The following is a 20,024-nucleotide window of genomic DNA, read 5'->3' as shown; positions in this document are numbered from 1 at the left end:
GCTGAGTGAGGGACCTCAGGTAGTCGGGCCCCACGTCGAACGCGATGAGCCATGCCTTGAGGCCTTTCCAACCTGGTTGCGTGGCAAGCCGGTTGACCAAGCTCGGTGTTGAGGAAAGACGAAGCTTCTGGTAGATGGGTTGTGCACGTCGAATCGCGGCAGCCCGAACCGGCAAACCCCTCGCCGACATGCTGGGGCACGCAGATCCACAAGCATCCGCATGACCTGATCGAGGGTGCAGGCGACACATGATCTGCCAACTCGTCCCACATGATCTTTCACGCAACTGCGGTCAGAGCCGATTACGCGACCGTCGATATTCGTCAGCGATCCGCCGCTGACGAGGACTCCGTGCTCGCGGAACCACTCACCAGCTAGGACTCACCGAGCAGTTGGCCCTCTCGATGAGCCGCCGCCGTCGCTGTCGGGCAGGCACGCGGTCCAGACGGTGTACCGTGCACCGCGTGAGTCACCAGCAGCAAGGCGACTTGGGGGCTTCGCGGTGATCGGACTGAAGATCCCGGCTATTTATCGGGACGACGAGAAGGCAGTGCACCTGCTGGTCGAGTACTTCACTCGCCGACGCTCGAGCGGCGACTTCTTTTACTCTGGCGCGCACTTCGAGCGCCTGGGCGGTGGTGGTGACGCCGAGCACGCTGCGAACCGCTTCGACAGCAACGACTTGATCGCCATCACCATGCTCGGAGTCTCGCTCAAGCCTCATGGGGCGATCAACTTGCTGAGTGACCCCGACGGGCAGTGGGCGCGCCTGCTGTCACTGATCCCTCACGTCGCCCGCCTGGAAGATCCTGCAAGCGATTCGCTCATGGCAAAGGACGGCCCTGCGTGGGAGTTGTGGGAACGGCTGGCCGACAGAACAACGAAATACCAGAGGAAGCCCGACGGCAGCGGCCCAGTGATCGCGGGCAAACTCCTGGCCCGCAAGCGGCCCCACCTGATCCCCGTCTACGACACTCGCGTCAAGCAACTCTTCCAGCGCCCGAAGACGGATCACTCCTTCTGGGCGGCGCTGACAGCAGCACTCCGAAGCGACAACGGCGCCCTTCGCGATCAGTTGGTCCGTCTCCGCCACAAGGCCGGCATCGGGGAAGACATCAGCATCCTGCGCGTATTCGACGTCATCGCCTGGATGCACCAAGGACCACGGGGTCAGGAACCGACGAGCTGAGCCGTCAGGCCGTCCGGTCCAGTCGCACAGCGGATCCGTGAGACCGGTGATCCACGTCCCTCTCAGAACCTCGGGCGCGCACCGCGGCACACACTGATCTTCACTCGTTCGGGTCAACATGCTGCACCTGGGCGCGGCCGGTCCCCCGGTACGGGCATGTCCACGGTATGGCCGGGCACGACGGCTGTACGGAGGCGCCGATGATGACAGCGTTGCACCAGCCGATCGGGCATACCCGTGATTCCGCTGCGGCCTAGGCTCTTGTAGCGGACTGGGCCAGCAGTTGGACTCCCTGTCCCTCCCCCGCCAGCATGCCACCCGCCAGTGGCCAGCGATTCGCGTTCTACGGCCGAGTATCGACCGAGGACCACCAGGACCCCAACACGTCGCAAGCCTGGCAACTGCTCGGCGCTCTGGCCTTCGTGTCCGGACACGGACGGATCGTCGCCGACCGCCTGCTTGGGACAGCGGCGCCATCGGCTAGCAAGGCCCGCGAACGCGCCAACTACCTGCGCTACCTCGCCGAACGCCGCCGTCGCCGTCCCCTCGCACCGCGTCCGGTCCTCGTCCCCGAGGGCGTCGTCGACCCGGTCACGGGCGAACTCGATGAGTGATGGCGCGGCTGGGATCTCATCGCCCCCACCGTCCCGCCTTCCTGGAACCCGGATCAGCACCCGCGCCAATGCCCCACCAGCCAGCCCCGCCAGTCGAAGCCGCATGCGCCTAACCTCCTACGCAGCATACCGGCGGCGATCGGTCAAACCCGCCCCATGCCGTGCAGACCGCCTGCGAAGCTGTCCCGTCAGTTCAGCCACACAGCAGAGCAGGAAGCGCACCATGCCCGCCAATCCCCCGGTCACCTCCGCCGCACACCGCCGCGTGGAATGGAAGGCACTCGACCGCGCCCTGGCCCCGTACTCCACCGAATCCCTGATCGTGCTGCTCCAGGCCGCACTCACCTCGCCCGACTGCCAGCGCCTACACGACCACCTGCTGCTGGTGCTCACCCGCGTCCTGCGCACCACACGCCGGTTCGGCACGCCCGCTGGCGCCGAAGACCTGCCCTGTCTGGTGAAGGCCGTCACGGACGCCGCCCCGGGACGCGGCATCCTCACCGGCCGCCACCCCAGCAACCTGCGCGCCGGCGTAAGCCATCAACTCGCGGACGAGGGGCTGCTTGTCCATCCTGGACAGCTCGCCCACCCCCTGCTCGTCCTGCGCACCCTGCAGCTCACGGCCCTCGCCACCGACGAAACCCTCTGCGCGGCCGCCGGATTCGGGATCGGCGATGTCCTCGAGCTAGCCCTGCGCATCACCGACCGGGCCCTGACCGCGCTCACCCCCGCATGGCCCGACCCCCTCACCGAAGACACCGACGAGCAGGTCACCTGCCACCTCACCCCGGCCGAAGTCGACGCCGCCACTGTGATCGCGACCGCCGACCCCGCCGGCCTCCTCCCCGCCTGTCGGCATCCGGAGCGCGCCGGACGTGCCCTCGCCTGGCTGACCCACCCGGTCAAAGCCCTGCCGCTGCGCTACCACCCCAACACCCCACTGCTCGGACCCGCCCTGGCCATCACCGCGCACGGCCGGCGCCTGCCCGTCCCCGCTGGCGCGGCAACCGACGCCATCGCCCCTGCCGCCGCCCGCCTCCTCGACACACTGCCCCCCAACGAACTGCCCGCCGCGGAGGCACGGTTGCAGGAGGCGACCGTCACCCGGCTCGCCCAGCTCCTCGGCCTAAGCCACATCCCCGCCCACCCCGAACCGGTGTGCCGCCTGTCGTCCCCCACCCACCGCTACGACATCGCCGTCGTCAGCTCAATCGCCGAAGGCACCCTCGGCACACGCGTGGAAGAAGGCCGCGCCGCCCTCTCCGAGACACCACCGGGCCGCGGCCGCCTAGTCGTCTACGGCGGACCCCGCTTCCTGGGACCCGAACTGATCCGCGACACGGCCTTCCTCCACGTCGAGGAGCTCGCCGAGATCCTTCACCTCTGCGCCGGCGACGCGACGCTGCTGGCACTGTTCGTCCTCGAACTCACCGAACACCCCAGTGCCCGCGGAGTGGCCTACGAAGACGCGCTCGACGCGTGGTCGCAATGGCACCGCAACGCCACCCTGCTACTCCCCGGCCCCGACCGCCAGGGCATCGTAATCGTCTCCGCCGCCGACCACGACGAGGTCTGGGAACGCGCCGCCGCGCACGCCGAGACCGACCACCTCCTGAGCGCCGCCGGCCTGCCCAGCGTGCGGGACTTCGCGCGCGCCCGACACACTCCGCCGGACCCCGGCAGCGCCGGCGACTACACCGACCTCGAGCACCACACCGTCGACGGATCCCTCCTGATCCGCACGGCCACCGTCCCCCGGCTGGTCATCGTCGCCGTCCCCTCCCAGCGCCCCGGCGCCCCACTCGACGCGAGCGGCATGGCCAGCCTCGCCGACTCCCTGCGCACCACCCTGACCACCCTCGGACCGGTCACCGCGCACGCGACGCTCCCCGACAGTGCGCCCCTCATCGTGGAAGTGACCGTCTCCGAGGAGCCCTACCAACTTCCCCCTGGAGCACCGGACGGCGTGAACGACGCCGCCGTAGGGGAGCGGCTTCTCCTGCGCGCCGGCGCTGACCCCGCCGCAGCGCGCATCGGCATCGTCGTCGACCCGCTGCTGCTGGCTGCCTTCGCCGGAGACGGCCAGAAGGGACACCGCATACTTGGCCGACTCGTCCACGAGCTCATCACCCAAGTCCGCGCCAGCCGCGCCGCCGGGCCCGGCACAGACGCCGACACCTTCACCACCGCCTGGAGCACCGCCCATCCCCTCCTGCGCCTGACCGGCATCACCCACTTCTGGCCCCCCACCGCCCCCGCCTACACGGTGCCGCGCACCCCGCACCTGCACGCCCGCGCTCTGCGCACCGCGGCCGCGGCCCTCCGCCGCGCCCGCGTGCCGGCCGGCAGCTGGCGCGGAGGCGATGCCTGCTGCCCCGGCGGGCCCGCCGAGCAGCTCCTGCATGCTCTGGAGAACGCCCTCGCCGACCAGATCAGCGGTCACCAGCCGGCGCTGCTCGGCGAACTTGCCCGGCATCTCAACGCCGCGTGGTCCCACCGCACCCGGGCGCTCACCGAGACCGCGGTCAACCTCGCGGCACCGTGGGCACAGAACTGGACCGCAGAAGCCGGGCGCCGGTACAGGGACGTCGCGATGGCCACGTCCGCGCTGCAGTTGCTGTTGCAGCAAGCCCTCGTCACGGCGCCCATCGGCGATCAGCCCGTTGACGCGCTGGCCGTTGCCGAGCTGGTCGCGCTCGCCGAACTTGTCCTCGACAGCGGTATCACCGCGGTCGCCGCGTCTCGCCGCCTGCACGACGTGGCCCTGACCATCGACTCCAGCGGCCTGTTCACCCTCACCACCGGCCCTGACACCACCACCGAACCAGCCCAGGACACCAGCGGGGAGTATCTCGGCTTCGACGCCGACGCCTACCACCACGCCCGCCAGCAACGGATGATCGCCGCCGCCATCGACGCCGAGCCCGAACCCCTCGACGCGGCCGCCGTCCTGGCCAGCGGGGCCGCCCGTACCCCCACCGACTTCACCACAGCGGCTCTCCCCGCGGGAAGCCAGCTCGCCGAGGCGGACCGACTTCTGATCGAGCACTGGGGATGCGGTCTGGACGCGATCGGTGCCGTCCTCGCCACCGCCGCGGACTGGCCCACCGGCGACAGCGGCATCGCCGCGGTGACCACTGAAAGCCTGATCGCCGAGAGCGCCGCATGGTCCCGCCTTCCCACCGTCCACCTTCATGCCGCCGTCGACCGCCTGCGCCTGCATCCCGGCAACGCCGCTAGCACCGTCGAGCACTCCTACACCGAAGTCGAGCGCCGCACCCCGCCCCTGACTCACCCCCTCATTACCGACGGCGAGCAGCTGCTCGTCCTGCCCTGGCTCGCCCACGCCTCCCGCGAGGCCTACGCCGCCTACCTCGACGAGGGCCGCCTGCCCCACCCTGACCTGCCCGCCCCCGTCCGGCAGGCCCTTTCCCGCCACCGCCAACAACTCGACCAGCGCCTGGAACAGGACGTCCGTGACGCCGCCCATAGGGCACAACTGCCGCACCGCTTCCGCCTTCTGGAGAAGGCCGCCGCCAACCTCGGTGTCCCCGGCCTGGCAGGCGAGATCGACCTGCTGGTCGCCGACTCGGACCGAGGCCGCCTGTGGGTGATCGAGGCGAAAAACCCCATCGGGGCCGTCGCCTCGCACGCCCTGCAGCAACACATAAAGAAGTTCACCGCCCGCTACCGAGACAAACTGCTCGCCAAGGCCGCCACCGTTGCCGCCCACGCCGCCCACGCGGCAGCGGCCTGCGGCGTCGACGGCGAGCAGCCCTGGCGTGTCCTGCCATTGATGGTCACCCGCACCATCGAGCCTGCAGCCTTCCTCGCCGACCCCCGCGTCCCCTACACCACCGTCGACCACCTCACCGAGGTCCTCACCCGCGCAGACGACCCCGAGCCCGGCTGGGTGCAGGCCAGGTCCGCACGGCCGACCGGGCCAGAGAGGCGGAAGCTTTAGCGGCCGGGCACGTTGAGGTTGGCGTGGCGGAGCGGGGGAGCCGAGAACGACCTGTAAGTCCTGCTGTTCGTCGTTATTGCGCACTGATCGCGATAGACCTGCGATAGAGGAGCGTCGCTACTTCGCCCCATTACATCTCGCCCGCTGACACCTCGCAGAATCCAGGTTTCACCTGGCACGCACCTCCCCGATCAGGTAGAAAATAGGGCGACGCAACGTGACGGGGAGGTCGCGCGGCGTCGCACACAGGGAGGGGTGTAGCAATGCCACTTGACTGGAGCCTGGTTGGCACCGGTGACTCAGATGCGCTCATTCGACCGCGTGACATCTACGCGGCGCTACCCAATCGACCTTGGCCTTACCTGCGGTTTGAGCAAGGCGAGGTGCTCGACAAGTGGTTCGATGGCCGTAGAGACGACCGCGATGTTGTAATCAAGCAGAACACGGGGGGCGGCAAGACCGTCGTAGGGCTCCTGATCGCGCAGAGCACGCTCAACGAGGGCATCGGGAAGGCCGCATACTTGGCCCCCGACAACTATCTGGTCAAGCGCGTACGAGAGGAAGCCGACAGACTTGGTCTCGCGACCGTCGACGATCCATTCGACGCGGCCTTCCGCGCACAAGAAGCCATCCTGGTCACCAACTTCCACAAACTGATCAATGGCAAATCGGTCTTCGGCGTAGTTGGCGATGATCGCGAAGTCATCGATCTAGGCGCTGTAGTAGTCGACGATGCGCACGCGGCCCTTTCAACGACGGAGGATCAGTTTCGACTCCGAGTACCGTCCAATCACGATGCGTACGAGAAGCTACTGACGATCTTCGCAACTGACCTGCAAGATCAATCGGCGAACGCGTGGGCAGAAATCCAAGCGAAGGATCCAACAGCCCTCGTCCGTATCCCATTCTGGAGTTGGGCAGATCAGCATGCACGGGTTCTCGAGGCGCTGTTGCCTCACCGATACGACGAAGGCTTCAAGTTCGTATGGCCGCTGATCGCTGACGTCCTACACCTGTGCACGGCCACCGTCACCAGCCGTGCTCTCGAGATACGACCGCCATGCCCACCCATCAGCAAGATCCCCGCATTCAACCGTGCGAAGCGCCGCGTCTACCTGACCGCGACCCTGGCCGATGACAGCACACTCGTGACTGACTTGGACGCTGACCCCACCCTCGTTTCACGGCCTATCACACCGGGAAGCGCAGCAGACCTCGGTGACCGCATGATCCTGGCGCCCGTCGCGCTCAACCCTGAACTGGACGACACGGCTGTGCGCATGATGGCGCGTCAGTTCGCAGACGGCGACCGGGATGGCGACGGAATCCCTGACGCAAAGCCGATCAACGTCATCGTTCTCGTCCCAAGCGACAAGGCGGCCGAAGCTTGGAAGGACTACGCCGACAAAACGCATTGGGTCAGTCAGCTCGATGAGGGCGTGAAGGAACTCAAAGCCAAACACGTAGGTCTCGTCGTGCTCGTGAATAAGTATGACGGCGTCGACCTGCCTCATGACGCTTGCCGACTGCTAATCCTGGACGGGGTCCCTCGCCCAATGGATGCTGTAGAGCGCCGCGAGGCTATAGCCCTGGCCGACAGTCCAAGCCGCGTCGCCCGCGAGGTTCAACGCATCGAGCAGGGCATGGGTCGAGGGGTACGAGACAGCGAAGACTACTGCGCCGTGTTGCTGCTGGGCACGCGGCTCGGCGTTGCAACTCACGATCCCCGTCACCTGAGCCTGTTTTCACCAGCCACACAGGCACAACTTAGGCTCAGCCGCGATATTGCCAAGCAGATCAAGGGTGAGGGCCTTGCCGCGGTCCGGCAAGCGTTGCGAGCGTGTCTAGGCCCAATGCCCCAGTGGATGGAACGCAGCCGTCGAGCGCTCGCGGAAGTGCGGTACGCCGAGACGGGGATCGTCCGACCTGAGGCGGTCGCTCTGCGTCAAGCCTTCGACCTCGCCGCGACGGGGCGGAGCTCAGCCGCAGCAGACCGCATCCAGTTGGCAATCAACGACGTGGATGACGACGCCCTCCGAGGCTGGCTCCGCGAGCAGAAGGCGGCCTATCTGCATCTAACCGACGCCTCGACAGCGCAGCGGGTCCTCAACGACGCCATTGCCCAGAACCCATTCGTTCTTCGCCCCGTGGCCGGCGTCTCTCCTACCCAGATCAAGGCCGCAGCAGTGCAGTCGCGAGCAGCAGCAGAGTTCCTGGCCTCTCAGTACAGCGACGGAATCTCACTCGTACTGGGCGTAAGGGCGTTGCTCGAAGAGATCATCTGGGGAGACGAGGACCGCACAGACGATGCCGAGCGGGCGTGGGAACAACTCGGTCGTCATCTCGGCTTCGTCAGTACCCGTCCAGAAAAGCTATATGGCACGGGCCCGGACAATCTGTGGGCACTGTCCAGTGCCCGCTACGCCGTGACCGAGCTCAAGACCGGGTGCACCACGGACACGATCGCAAAAAAGGATCTGGATCAACTTGGCGGCAGCGTCCGCTGGCAGAACAAGCAAGACGCCGCAGTGCAGGCGTTGCCCGTGATGGTACACCCGAGCCGAATCTGCAGCGCAAAGGGAACGCCCGTCCCTGGCATGCGCGTGGTGACCCCGGAGAAGTTTAGCCTCCTCAAGCAGGCGGCCATTCAGTATGCTGTCGCGCTCGCTGACGGGGCCGGCCGCTGGATGGACGAACAAGCTGTTGCTATACAACTCGCGCAAGGAAAGCTGACGGCAGGCCAATTGTTCGAGACCTACTCGGATACTGCACAGGCATCAACGAGTAAGTAGGCGAAGCAATACCAAGGTGCGAAAAACCTGGCGGGTGAGGCACCACTACTCACCCGCCAGGCGCCGGTGGAGCTTCAGCTTGAACCGCTCCGGGTTCCGTAGGGACTCGATCATTTGAGAGGATCGAGTCATGGCACGTCCTTCCCAGTACCCGCTTGAGCTGCACCGTCGTGCGGTGCGGATGGGCGCCGAGGTGCGGCCGGAGTACGACACCCAGTGGTCCGCGATGAAAGCGGTGGCCCAGAAACTGGGCATCGGTACGACCGAGACGCTGCGCAAGTGGGTGCGGCAGGACCAGGTCGACGCCGGCGTGCGGCCCGGCGTGACCACTGAGGAGTCGGCCGAGCTGAAGCGGGCCAACGAGATCCTCAAAGCTGCGGCGTCTTTCTTCGCGTCAATGTCAGGCTGTTGGCGATCGGCGGGTGGACGTGGGCCAAAGTCGTCTTTGGTGGCTTACCCTTGATGTGCCGTCTTCCGGTGGCAGGATCCTGTCGATCGGTGGGTTGGCTCGTTTCTTCGCTGCCCCGCGAGGCGGTGACTTGTCGGCGATCTGCCGCCCGCCGGTTGCAGGCCGTCCGGTGCGGTGTGGCTTGATAGGAGCATCGCCGAGCTCGACCGGCCACAGGCACGCTCGTAGCTATCGTCGACGAGCACCGGGACCGCTTCGGCGGTGTCGAGCCGATCTGCCGCGTGCTGACGATGCACGACTGCAAGATCGCCCCTTCCACCTACTACGCCCACCACAAACGCCGGACCACGCCGTCCGCCAGGACCGTGCGGGACTCCGGGCTGAAGGAGCGGATCAGCGAGGTCTTCGAGGCCAACTACCGTGTCTACGGGGCGAGGAAGATCTGGCGCGAGCTGAACCGGCAGGGCCACGACGTGGCCCGTTGCACTATCGAACGCCTGATGCGCGAGCTCGGTATCGCCGGAGCGGTCCGCGGTAAACGCGTGATCACCACGCTTCCCGGCGGGCAGGTCGAGCGAGCCCCGGACCTGGTGGACCGCGACTTCGTCGCCGGCGCCCCGAACCGCTGCTGGGTCGCGGACTTCACCTACGTGAAGACCTGGTCCGGCGTGGTCTACGTCGCGTTCGTCGTGGACACCTTCTCTCGCCGGATCGTCGGCTGGTCCGCGGCTACCGTCAAGGAAACGGTCTTCGTGCTGGACGCCCTGGAGATGGCGATCTGGCAACGCGACCGTGACCAACACCCTGTCCAGCCGGGTGAGTTGATCCATCACTCGGATGCCGGGTCGCAGGGCGGATTCAACCGGTCGTCGCAACACCTCGTGACCAGCGAGGTGTTGGATGGTTCGTCGTCAGCAGGCAGCCGATCGCGCGGTGCGGCCAAAGTTGAGGTCCCCGGGGCATCCGAAGTACCAGCGTCACGTGGAAGCGGCGTTCTGGGACGAGATCGCCAAGGGTCTTCTCGCCGAGGAAGCGGCCGGGGTTATCGGCGTGGCGCCGGCGGTGGCCACGCGTTGGTATCGACAGTGTGGCGGCATGCGACCGTTCGATCCGAAGCCCCATTCGGGCAGGTACCTGTCGTTTCGTGAGCGGGAGGAGATCGCGCTCCTGAAAGCCCAGGGCAAGGGCGTACGCGAAATCGCTCGGGAAGTCGGCCGTGATCCGGGGACGATTTCCCGTGAGCTGCGGCGCAACGCGGCCACCAGGGGCGGGAAGCTCGACTACCGGGCATCGGTTGCACAGTGGAAATCGGATATGGCCGCGCGCCGTCCGAAAACGGCAAAGCTGGTCGCCAATCCTCGGTTGCACGCGTACGTCCAGGAGCGACTGTCCGGACAGATCAGCACGCCCGGTGGCAAGGCGATCGCAGGGCCGGCGACGGGTGAGTGGACGGGACGGAACAAGCCGCACCGCAAGGACCGCGCGTGGGTTCAGGCATGGAGTCCGGAGCAGATCGCGAACCGGATCAAGCTTGATTTCCCGGATGATGAGTCCATGCGCATCAGCCACGAGGCGATCTACCAGGCGCTCTACATCCAGGGCCGCGGGGCGCTCAAGCGTGAGCTGATCTTGTGCCTTCGCACGGGCCGCGCGCTGCGCGCCCCGCGTGCTCGTTCGCGTCGCAAGACCTGGGCACACGTGACACCCGAAGCGTTGATCAGCGAACGGCCTGCCGAGGCCGAGGACCGTGCCGTTCCCGGCCACTGGGAAGGGGACCTGATCATCGGGCTGGAGCGTTCCGCGATCGGCACGGTCGTCGAGCGGTCAACTCGATTCACGATGTTGATTCACCTGCCGCGCGAGGAAGGCTACCGGCACAAACACACGGTCAAGAATGGTCCTGCGCTGGCCGGTTACGGGGCGACCACGATGAAGAACGCACTCGCCAATACGATGTCGACACTGCCCGGTCAGCTGGCAAGGTTGCTGACATGGGATCGAGGAAAGGAGATGTCGGCGCACGCGCAATTCAAAGTCGAGACCGGCATTCCCGTGTTCTTCGCCGATCCTCACAGCCCATGGCAGCGCGGCACGAACGAGAACACCAACGGACTCCTGCGACAGTACTTCCCAAAGGGCACCGATCTCTCGAGGTGGTCCGCCAAGGAGATCGAGGCCGTCGCTCATGCCCTCAACTCCCGTCCCCGCAAGACGCTCGGCTGGAGGACGCCGGCCGAGGTGTTCAACGAGCAGCTACTGTTGCTCCAACAGGCCGGTGTTGCAACGACCGGTTGAATCTGGGCAGTACACGAGTTTTCCGGCTCGCCGAGCACCTGGACGCGGCCGGCATCGCCGCCTCGATCGGCTCGGTCGGCGACGCCTACGACAATGCCCTGATGGAGAGCACGATCGGCCTCTTCAAGACCGAGCTGATCAAGCCCCGACGGCCATGGAAGACGCTGTCCGACGTAGAGCTCGCCACCGCCGACACGTCGACTGGTACAACCATCGACGCCTCCACGGTGAGATAGGCCACGTCCCGCCCGTCGAATACGAGAACAACCACTACCTCACAACCACGAAACCCCAGGTCACAACGAACATCTGAGATCTCTACCGAACCCGGAGCGGTTCAGCTACCCCGTTGGCGTTCCACGTTCCAGCGCTTGGGTAGGCGCAGCACGCACCCCTTATCTTGAGGGCACGTTGGACGATTTCCATGTCAATGCCGAGACGGGCGCCGTGCTCGACAAGGCGCTGGTGGCAGCCGCCCTCCTAGACCTTGCGGATCGAGGAGTGCACGGCGGTCACCTGGTTGATCAGGTGCCGGCGACGGAATCCTGCATGCTGGCCGCGGCGACCAGCATCACCCAACTGGATGAACAGGCTCCAGTACCAGGCAGGCGAGCAGCGCTGGCGGTACGGCTTCGCGCATGGAACGCATGACGGCCTCTCTTGAACAAGTGGCAACCGCGCACATGCCCCCCAACTGGAGATCCGCCTCGATCGGTCCGCCATCATCAAGCACAATCTCGGTCTCCAGGAGGCCGCGGGCATCGGAGCGACGTATCGGTCGGCTCGGCAGCGGGGTTTACAGATGCTTCTCTATCCAGTAGCTGAGCAGACTGGTGGCGGCCAGCCCGGTGCCGTAGGCGAGGCCGCGGACGAAGTGCCCGGCGGCTGCGCGGCGCTGCGTACGGGTCCGTAGAGCGCGCCGAGGACGGGGTGGTCGGCCGGTGGATGGTGTGGGGGTGGTCACAGGGTGAGTCCCTTCTGCGGACACAGCGAAGGGAGCCTTCCCGGGCAAGGACGGCGCCCTGGGCGGGCTCCCTTCAGCGGCGGTTTGCGGTCAGTGGCTGGTGAGTTCACGCAGACGGTCTGCCAGACGACGGTCGGGCCGGCACAACAGACCGTCGTCGTGCAGGTCGTCGGCCAGACGGTCGACCTCCGCCTTCAGCCCACCGATGGGAACGGCCCGGTGGGCACCGATGCGCGCGCTGTAGCCAACGAAGTTCCCCAGCACTTCGATCAGCTTTGCCAGTTCATCGGCGTTCAGATCCATGCGGTCCCTGTCGGCCAGGATGTCCCCGACCTGCTCCCACCAGAGCTCCGCTTCCCTCAGCTCCCCACTGATGAGGTGCTGAAGGTGCAAGCAATAGGCCGCCACGCCGTGGCCGGCGCCTGCGGCGAACTGCCACCAGAACCGGGCGCTTTCGGGATGGCCGGCCAGGCGGAGGGAACAGGCGAAGACGTGGATCCCGTCGATGTCGAGATCGGTCCATCCCACGAAGGAGAGGTTGGGGGCGTCGATGATGTCCGTGAGGTCCTTCATGTGCGCAGCCGCACCGGCTTGGGTGACGCCCCAGGCGGTGACGGCCTCTAGGCGGCGTCGGGCCCCAGCGTCCTCCGGCCGTGTCGCGGCCGGAGGCGAGAGGTACCCAGCGTCCCGGGCCAGGCGGCGCAGGCCGGTGGCCACATCGAAGGGGCGGCGTGGCTCGCACGTCGAGGCGCCGGCCAGACGTTCTTCCCATGTGTTCACGCGTTGTCCTCCCGATGGGCCTTCAGCATCCTGTGGTAAATCGGGGAGAGCCGCTCCCTGGCCTTGCGGCAGTGGTAGTCGACGGTGCTGGGCGTCAGGCCCATGTACCAGCTGATGTGCTTGGTATCGTGTCGGCCGATGTATCGCAGGACCATGACGTCGAACTGACGCGGCGGGAGAGCGCCGAGCGCCGCGTACAAGCCGGAGCCACTGTCCAGGGCCGTCATCTGCGCGCGCAGGGACAGCAGTTCTTCGGATATGACGGTGCGCCGCACGATCGCCCAGACCTCCTGGTCCAGGTCCTCGCTCTCCTCCTTCAGCTTGTCCCAGTGACGCAGGATCTCCAGGAAGGCCCGGTGGACTGCGCGTTCGGCCGCGTCGTTCGTTCCCAGAACAGCCAGGGCGAGGTCGTGGAACGCTTCCTGGTGCAGGATGTAGTGCGCCTCGAACTCCAGGGGCAGCGGGAGAGGGGCTTCGGCCACAGGGATACGGCCTTCGTCCTCGCCGACTTCTTCGGTCATCAGTCCTCTTCGATGAGGGGCAGTTCGCCCGGCGCGGAGGTGCGCCGGGCGTGAACTACTCAACCGGCCAAAAGCCCCGAACACGCATGCGCCGTCCGGCGATTTTTACATTGAGGCATCAACTAGGTGCCCAGAGTGACGACTTCCGCCAGAAGGAAGCGGACTGACCAGGGGTGATTAGTGGCCCACTATGGCATGGCACCGACAATTCATTGCCTCCTCGTGACGAAGGCCACACTGGCCTGTTGTTTAGCCGCAGGCAGGGCCGCAACTCGAAGGGGTGAAGCATGTCAAATCGCCTGCGATTCAGGGGCGCTTGACGGTAAGGAGGCTCGGCTGCACGGACCAGCCCGGCGATCGCCGACCCGAGGTCCTGCGGCTCACGCCCACCTCGGCGTGCCACCGTGGTCGCGCGGGGCTTCGCCCTCGCCGACGCTCATGTCGACCTGCTACATGGTGAGCCGGCCGACCGCGTCACGCGATATGACTGCGCCAGCGATCTGATTTTCCGTTCTATGGTCCCATTTTGCGAACGGGCACCAGCTCGTCGACCAAGAAGTCCGGCCTGATCACCCGCAGGGCCAGTTCTTCGCGGCGTCGGCTGTAGCGGACCTCCAGCCCAAAGGCGCTATAGAGGCGCCGCTGGAGTTCCTCCGGGACCAGCGCAAGGTCCACGTCGCCACGCGAGAACGCGTTCAGCAGGGCTGCGCTGTCGGCGTGACGTGCTGCCTGTTTCGGGGCTTGCAGGTGAGCTAGTTGCTCGGCGAGTTGCTCGCGCTGTGCGTCCAGCGTGGCGTGCTCCCGGCGGATAGCGTCACGGAACCGCTTCTCCTGATCCGGGGCGGGATCGTCTGCCTCGTCGTCACCGCCGAAGCCGTCGGCGAGGGCGCGGATAAGGCGGGCTTGGCGCTGGCCTACGGCGCTGATCGTGCGCTCAACTGTGGCTCGTTCCTTGGTGATGCGGTCGTCGATGTCGTTCGCGAAGCGAGCTGCTTCGAGTGCGGCTGTGAGGTGGTTGCGTCGATCGGGTCCGAAGATTGTGGTAGCGAAGAAGCGGGAGATGGAGGTGATCAGGATCTCTTCGCGGATCCAAAGGCTCTTGGGGTGGTCCGGAAACCACGGAAGGTCACGATGTTCGTTGGGGTCGGGCTGGCAGGCGTAGTACGCGATCTGGTGGCGGGTCTTGCCGAACATGCGGCGGTCACAGATGTCGCAGGTGACGTACGACCGCAGGACGTATGAGCGTTGGGTGGCTGGATGGGCGTTCGCTCCGTGCGTGCTGCGGGATCCCTGGCGCTTGCGGCCGACGGTGGAGACGGTGCCGAACAGTTCCTTGGTGACAAGGGGCTCATGGGTGGGCCGCGGGGACCACACCCAGTCCTTCGGATCGTTGTTGCGGCCGCCTTTCTTCGTCGCTCGGCGGTTCCAGACTTGGTAGCCCGTGTACTTGGGGTTGCGCAGAATCTCTCGCACGGCGGATCCGCTCCAGCGGCCCAGGGCCGCGTCGGGGCGGGTCGGCTCCGGAGGCGGGTAGGCAACGAGGTCCAGGTTCAGGCGGTCAGCGATAGCGTCGTAGCCCAGCTTGTCCAGCCCGCGAAGCTGGAAAATGTAGGTGACCGCTGAGGCCCGCGGCGGGTCGGGCATGAGCCGGTGCTTGGTACGGCCTTCGGCCCGGCGAGCCGGGACGGGGTGGGGTACCTTCTCCGCCAGGTATCCGTACGGAGGCTTGCCCACGTTCCAGCCCTGTGCGACGTGTTCGATGAAGCCGTCCCAGGACAATTCCAGCATCTGCAGCACGTACCACTCGGAGACTGCCTGCTTCACGCGACGGGTGAGCGTGGGCGTGGCCCGCTTTGCCCGCGGGCCGCTGACGATCGGTTCGTCGGCGGCGCACAGCGCGACTCCAGCCTGCTCCAGCTCGTATTCGATCTTCGTACCGAAATAGGTGCGGCGGGCGACGCGTTCAATCGATTCGCAGATGACGGCAGCGAAACGACGGTCGGGGCGCTGGGCTTCTTCCAGGAGATCGGCCAGGCCCCCGTCGCGCGAGATGGGGATCTTGAATTGCTGGTGCGCCAGGGAACCGCCTCGCTCATGCAGCCCCTTGCGGCCGGACTCAACATCGTAGAAGTGAGCAACGATGACCCAGCCGGGCGGCAGCGCGGTTCTGGCGTTGCGCAGTTGCCGGGGCAGCGACAGTGTGGGGTCCTGAACGTCCTCCGTGGAGGTCCGGCCTAGCCAAGCTACTGGGACGGTCACGGGAGCCGCTGAGGCGTCTGGGATGCCGTCGGCCCCGGGGCGACTGGATGCAGGTGACGCCCAGGACAACCAGGGCGGGCTCGGGGTGTCGGGCATGTAATGTCACTCTCCCACCGTGGCATGGAGGCTTAGGGCCGTTCACCTTCCGGCGGAGCACTGTGGCGGCAGTACAGCCACTCCAACACCTCGCGAGTCGCCTCTTGCTGACGGCATATCAGTGCTTCAGCGTCCTTGCCGGCGACAGCGACATACTCAACGACCACCTGCAGGCCGCCGATTGAGCAGAGCTTTTCCACGGGCACGCTGTCTGGTGCCCCCCATGGAGGCTCCAACTCGGCCGTGTCGTCCAGGCTGCCGTCCGGCGTGCCGATTCGAGGGGGCGAGTGGTTGTTCACGGCCGCTCCGGTGACTACGGGGCCCAGTCCATTCCTGATGGGGACCAGGTAGTAGAAATTCCATGCGGCACGCCCATCTCAACGGTCCGCAAGAACTCCCCTGAAAACAATTCCGCGCTCCAGCCAGAGGTAATCCCGCAATCTCCAATCTCTGGATCGTATTGACGTGTTGTGCGGTCTGGTGTTCGTGCATCGATAATATGGCCGCCATCGGTGCGACGGACAGTGCCGTAAGTGAGGCTACCGGGAGATCAACTCGACGTGGAAAGTTGACATTGCCATCACTCGGAAGTCTGGGGTCACCTTTTATATACGGGCATCGGCGTCCTCCGATGCGGTCGTCGTGGATGTGTCCGGCGGCGGCGAGCTAGTCGGGGGCGGTGAGTTGGTCAGTCCGTGGACCTCGGTGTCCACGCAGTCGGCGCTGTCCATGCCGACGACCAGTGATCATCTGGTCCTCCAGGGCTACGTGGGTGACGAGGTGGCGGACCAGGCCGTGCTCGTACAGCTGGGCGGCGGGTTCGACGCGCAGGTGTTTGCCGAGCTTGCGTTGACTTCGAGGACGCGGGGCATGAGTTGGCCGTTGGCGGAGCCCTCACGGCGCAGCTGCTTCGATGCCGGGGAGAGGACCTGCTGGGCCATGTGGGGCGACACCGATCGGTTCACCGGCGCTTGACTTGATACCCGGATCCGAGCGTCCATGGTCGAGGCCGACCACCGAGCCGGATCACGGACCACCGCGATCCTCACGTCGTCGGCCCCGTTCGCCCGGAATACCGTGATGCGCACGCGCCGGGCGGCACCAGCGGCCCTCACGGGACCGCACCCCGGCCGGGGGCCTCACTCCTCACTCCCTTCACGAAGCGAGGTCCCGCCTTGTCCGACACCACGATCGCCGACCGGCTGACAGGTCTGTCCCCCGCCGTCATCAGCATCTACACCCAACTGGTCGCCTTCACTGAACCAGTCACCGTCGACGACATCGCCCAAGCCGCCGCAACTGCCCGCTCCAGCACCTTCAAGGCCCTCGTCGCCCTCGAGAAGCAAGGACTCGCCCACCGCGACCGAGGGATCCAGAACGGCCCCAACCGCCGCCCCGACCTCTGGCGCGCCACCGACACCGACACCAATCTCACGCCCGACGGCGCACCCACCGGCGAGGAGCTGGCCAAGCCCATCTCCGGCACTACACCCACCAGCGAGCCGGGCGGGGGCACCACCTCCCCGATGATGGAGCCGGGCGAGCCCACAGCACACGATCCCGAGGAGAACTCCGACGCCTCGGAGTCGGAACCGGCTGGCTCTACCGCGCCCCTGCCCGCCCAACACACCGGAACCGCCGAGCAGCCCAGCCCCACCTCCCCGACCGCCGTGTCCCGCGTAAACAAACGCCTTGCCCCCGGAGGCCTCCGCCAGCTAGTCATCGACCACCTCAACGCCCACCCCAGGGAAGCCTTTACCGCCACCAGGATCAGTCGCATGATCGACCGCTCGTCCGGTGCCATCGCCAACGCCCTCGCCACCCTCGCCAAGCAGGGCCTCGCCGAACAGGTCAACGACCGCCCGCGCGCCTACCGCGCGGCAGCCCCGGAATCGGCTGCATAGTCATCCATCAGTGAGGCGAGCCGTGCCGGTTCCGGCCAGGCCAACGAATCGGCACGGCGGCTCACTTCGTCAGTGTTCGCGCACTGCGCGCAGGGGCTGCTGCAAGCCTGAAACGAAGCCTCTGACAGCAACGAGGTGCGGCCGCCTCAAGCCGGAGGACGAGGCCGTATCAGAACGTCAAAAGTCAGCCACGGACACGGCGTCGGTAACGGCCTGCCCGTCAGAAGAGTCCGTGGCCGCCACGACCGTCTTCCCTCCTGCTGGTACGAGAACGGCAAACGCCTGCGGTGGCGTGAGTCCGGGTCGCTCGGTGTCCGCACCGTGGCCTGCTCAACGCCTGTGCACCGTCACAGGAACTGATCGGGGTGACGGGTCTGGTGAAGATGAGCACGTCTTCGTGCTGGACCACCGACAGAGGAATGCCCTGGCGTCGAGCGTCGCGGACGTTCTTCATCTGGAAGAACGAGGGGCGAGCGATGAGTTGGCTGTCGCGGATGCCGGCGAGGAGGGCCACGCAGCGTTCAGTGGGGATCAGGCCGGCGGCCTTGCCAGCAGCCAGTACGGCGGAGGGCAGATCGATGAGTTCGCCGCGTTCGCGCCACGGGCGGGTGGTGACAACGGCGGTGCCTCCAGGCCTCAGCATCAACCGACACTGCGCGAGGATCTGAGTGAAGGCATCCAGGAGCCGGTCGGTGGAGACGTGGGCGAGGTTGGAGGGGTCATGGCTGTAGCGGTAGTCCTTCTTGACGACGCCACGCTCGCCGGTCTCCCGGGTGGAGCGGACCTGTCCGTGCACGGAGTTCCCGTACGGCGGTGAGGTGACCACAAGATCCACCTCGCCGTGGAGCTCGGCGGGGATGAGCTGCGTGAGGCGCCGGGCGTCGCCGCAGTGCACGGTACCGGTGCCGGTGCCGCCCTCGTGTGTGGCGGAGGCGCCGTTGAGGCGGGCGAGGTTGGCCCACTTCGGTTCGTACTCGACTCCGAGGGCGCTGCGACCGAGGTGGATGGCCTCGACGAGCGTGGTGCCGATGCCGCACATCGGGTCGAGGACCAGGTCGCCGGGGCTGGTGTAGGTGAAGATGGCGTGGGCGGCGATCCGCGGGAGCATCTTGGCGGGGTGGGCGGCCGATCCGGGCGCGTAGCGTCCCCTGCGCTGGGCCGGGGCGGAGGTAGGTGCGGTGTTCCACACCGAGAGGGGGACGAGCATGGCGATGTCTTCTCCTGCCTGGGTCTATGCGTGGCGGATCGCGGACAGAGCGATCAGGTCGCAGTGCGCGACGCCGCGGGAGGCGTCTGCGGGAGGGGCGGGTACCAGGCGGTCGCCGGCCGGGTGGCCGTAGGCGACCACGATGTGCTGGAGGTAGCGGAAGCCGGCGGTGCGGGCGGAAGCGATCAGCATGCCGAGCGGGTCGGTGAGGCGTCCGTTGTCCCGGCGCTGACGGGTGGCCAGCAGCAGAAGACCGCCTGCGGGGAGGAGCCGGTGGGCGCGGTGGAAGAAGCCGGGCCAGCCGTCCTCGAGTGCCCCGGGCATCCCGCTTCCATCAGACGGCAGGTCGTCGCTGGGAGTGGGGAGGGTGTCGGGGTGGAGTTCGGCCAGGAGCATGGAGGGCTTTGTCGCGCCGTCCTCGTCATTGGCCGGATCGGTGAAGGGGGTGGTCGGGATGCGGGCGTCCATGCCCGGTGCGGTGTCCCGGATCGCGATCTTGAGTAGCGGGGCGGGCCGGTGGTAGGGGCTTCCGACGAAGTCGGTGCGGATCCTGTCGAGGGCCCAGGCGGGCAGTACCGCGCCTGGGATGGGAGCGGCGTTGGGCTCGTCCGGGCAAGGGAGCCAGATGGTCGTCGGCAGCGGGTGGGACGTACGAGGGCGGGGAGCGGTGGAGTTCGACATGGGCTGAGCGGCGCCCGGGAGCTAGGGTCCGGCCGTACTCGTGCTGACGTGAGTAATAGGGAACTCGCTGGCTGATCTTTGCCATCGCCTTGTGCGTGTTCGAGCTCCCAGACAGTGGCTCCGCCCGCCTGGTGGCCCCCTGCTCTTCCTCACGGTGCATCACGTGTGTGCAGGTCATCTTGTATGGGAGCCGGTCGCGAGCCACCTGCGAGCCACCACCGAACCATCGAGACCAGCCGCACGACGGGGGCTCAGATCGAGGTCGAGAAATTCTGTGTTCGATTCGCTTTGCTCCGCCCGAGACGTCACTTGAGTCCATCCAGGGCGGACCAGAGCCGGTCCATCGCAC

The 20,024-nt window shown here is 66.7% G+C and carries 15 protein-coding genes and 2 pseudogenes; 11 read left to right on the top strand and 6 right to left on the bottom strand.

Going from position 1 to position 20,024, the window contains the following annotated elements; genetic code table 11:
* Positions 1 to 502 precede the first annotated feature (502 nt).
* From ABZ910_RS01930 to ABZ910_RS01890, 9 genes and pseudogenes are all read left to right on the top strand, one after another.
* Complete coding sequence (locus tag ABZ910_RS01930) at positions 503 to 1,189, top strand: DUF6308 family protein (RefSeq protein ID WP_361357620.1); 687 nt, start codon at positions 503 to 505, stop codon at positions 1,187 to 1,189.
* 311 nt (positions 1,190 to 1,500) lie between these two features.
* On the top strand, positions 1,501 to 1,803 hold the full coding sequence (locus tag ABZ910_RS01925; protein WP_361357617.1) for a hypothetical protein: 303 nt from the start codon (positions 1,501 to 1,503) through the stop codon (positions 1,801 to 1,803).
* 223 nt (positions 1,804 to 2,026) lie between these two features.
* Complete coding sequence (locus ABZ910_RS01920; RefSeq protein ID WP_361357614.1) at positions 2,027 to 5,767, top strand: hypothetical protein; 3,741 nt, start codon at positions 2,027 to 2,029, stop codon at positions 5,765 to 5,767.
* Between the two features lie 263 nt (positions 5,768 to 6,030).
* Positions 6,031 to 8,559, top strand: a complete 2,529-nt coding sequence (locus ABZ910_RS01915) for a helicase C-terminal domain-containing protein (protein ID WP_361357611.1) — start codon at positions 6,031 to 6,033, stop codon at positions 8,557 to 8,559.
* A 130-nt stretch (positions 8,560 to 8,689) separates the two neighbouring features.
* Positions 8,690 to 8,947: pseudogene (locus tag ABZ910_RS01910) on the top strand (IS3 family transposase); the annotation flags it as partial.
* Positions 8,948 to 9,198: 251 nt separating this feature from the next.
* Positions 9,199 to 10,116, top strand: a complete 918-nt coding sequence (locus ABZ910_RS01905; protein ID WP_361358110.1) for an IS3 family transposase — start codon at positions 9,199 to 9,201, stop codon at positions 10,114 to 10,116.
* Positions 10,064 to 11,263, top strand: a complete 1,200-nt coding sequence (locus ABZ910_RS01900; protein ID WP_361358107.1) for an IS30 family transposase — start codon at positions 10,064 to 10,066, stop codon at positions 11,261 to 11,263. Before ABZ910_RS01905 ends, ABZ910_RS01900 begins: the two co-directional genes overlap by 53 nt.
* Positions 11,264 to 11,310: 47 nt before the next feature.
* Positions 11,311 to 11,576 (top strand): annotated as a pseudogene (locus ABZ910_RS01895) (integrase core domain-containing protein); the annotation flags it as partial.
* Between the two features lie 98 nt (positions 11,577 to 11,674).
* Positions 11,675 to 11,914, top strand: coding sequence for a hypothetical protein (locus ABZ910_RS01890; RefSeq protein WP_361357608.1), 240 nt, complete (start codon positions 11,675 to 11,677; stop codon positions 11,912 to 11,914).
* A 145-nt stretch (positions 11,915 to 12,059) separates the two neighbouring features.
* On the opposite strand, the gene ABZ910_RS01885 is transcribed toward ABZ910_RS01890, so the two are convergent.
* From ABZ910_RS01885 to ABZ910_RS01870, 4 genes are all read right to left on the bottom strand, one after another.
* On the bottom strand, positions 12,060 to 12,227 hold the full coding sequence (locus ABZ910_RS01885) for a hypothetical protein (RefSeq protein ID WP_361357604.1): 168 nt from the start codon (positions 12,225 to 12,227) through the stop codon (positions 12,060 to 12,062).
* Between the two features lie 90 nt (positions 12,228 to 12,317).
* Entirely contained in the window at positions 12,318 to 12,800 is a 483-nt protein-coding gene (locus ABZ910_RS01880; protein WP_361357601.1) for a hypothetical protein, read from the bottom strand.
* Between the two features lie 203 nt (positions 12,801 to 13,003).
* Positions 13,004 to 13,528 carry a sigma-70 family RNA polymerase sigma factor gene (locus ABZ910_RS01875; protein ID WP_361357598.1) on the bottom strand — a complete coding sequence of 175 codons (525 nt, stop codon included), beginning with the start codon at positions 13,526 to 13,528 and terminating at the stop codon, positions 13,004 to 13,006.
* A 513-nt stretch (positions 13,529 to 14,041) separates the two neighbouring features.
* Positions 14,042 to 15,787: a recombinase family protein gene (locus ABZ910_RS01870; RefSeq protein WP_361357596.1), complete on the bottom strand. Its 1,746-nt coding sequence runs from the start codon at positions 15,785 to 15,787 to the stop codon at positions 14,042 to 14,044.
* A gap of 801 nt (positions 15,788 to 16,588) precedes the next feature.
* Between ABZ910_RS01870 and ABZ910_RS01865 the strand changes: the two genes are divergently transcribed.
* Together ABZ910_RS01865 and ABZ910_RS01860 are read left to right on the top strand one after the other, a co-directional pair.
* Positions 16,589 to 16,858, top strand: coding sequence for a hypothetical protein (locus tag ABZ910_RS01865; RefSeq protein WP_361357593.1), 270 nt, complete (start codon positions 16,589 to 16,591; stop codon positions 16,856 to 16,858).
* A gap of 200 nt (positions 16,859 to 17,058) precedes the next feature.
* Positions 17,059 to 17,787 (top strand): hypothetical protein, encoded by a 729-nt coding sequence (locus ABZ910_RS01860; protein ID WP_361357590.1) that lies wholly within the window; start codon positions 17,059 to 17,061, stop codon positions 17,785 to 17,787.
* 220 nt (positions 17,788 to 18,007) lie between these two features.
* On the opposite strand, the gene ABZ910_RS01855 is transcribed toward ABZ910_RS01860, so the two are convergent.
* Both ABZ910_RS01855 and ABZ910_RS01850 read right to left on the bottom strand, forming a co-directional pair.
* Entirely contained in the window at positions 18,008 to 18,994 is a 987-nt protein-coding gene (locus tag ABZ910_RS01855) for a DNA methyltransferase (RefSeq protein ID WP_361357587.1), read from the bottom strand.
* Between the two features lie 24 nt (positions 18,995 to 19,018).
* Positions 19,019 to 19,675, bottom strand: a complete 657-nt coding sequence (locus ABZ910_RS01850) for a hypothetical protein (RefSeq protein WP_361357584.1) — start codon at positions 19,673 to 19,675, stop codon at positions 19,019 to 19,021.
* Positions 19,676 to 20,024: the final 349 nt, after the last annotated feature.

Source organism: Streptomyces sp. NPDC046805 (genome assembly GCF_040645355.1).
Classification (GTDB): Bacteria; Actinomycetota; Actinomycetes; order Streptomycetales; family Streptomycetaceae; genus Streptomyces.
The sequence above is the reverse complement of the archived record's forward strand: the minus strand, read 5'-3'. Positions and strand labels throughout refer to the sequence as shown.

Coding starts and splice junctions, on each gene's coding strand:
- ABZ910_RS01925 (WP_361357617.1), top strand. CDS start 1,501: ATGCCACCCGCCAGTGGCCAGCGATTCGCGTTCTACGGCCGAGTATCG.
- ABZ910_RS01920 (WP_361357614.1), top strand. CDS start 2,027: ATGCCCGCCAATCCCCCGGTCACCTCCGCCGCACACCGCCGCGTGGAA.
- ABZ910_RS01915 (WP_361357611.1), top strand. CDS start 6,031: ATGCCACTTGACTGGAGCCTGGTTGGCACCGGTGACTCAGATGCGCTC.
- ABZ910_RS01900 (WP_361358107.1), top strand. CDS start 10,064: ATGCGACCGTTCGATCCGAAGCCCCATTCGGGCAGGTACCTGTCGTTT.
- ABZ910_RS01880 (WP_361357601.1), bottom strand. CDS start 12,800: ATGAAGGACCTCACGGACATCATCGACGCCCCCAACCTCTCCTTCGTG.
- ABZ910_RS01875 (WP_361357598.1), bottom strand. CDS start 13,528: ATGACCGAAGAAGTCGGCGAGGACGAAGGCCGTATCCCTGTGGCCGAA.
- ABZ910_RS01855 (WP_361357587.1), bottom strand. CDS start 18,994: ATGCTCGTCCCCCTCTCGGTGTGGAACACCGCACCTACCTCCGCCCCG.
- ABZ910_RS01850 (WP_361357584.1), bottom strand. CDS start 19,675: ATGTCGAACTCCACCGCTCCCCGCCCTCGTACGTCCCACCCGCTGCCG.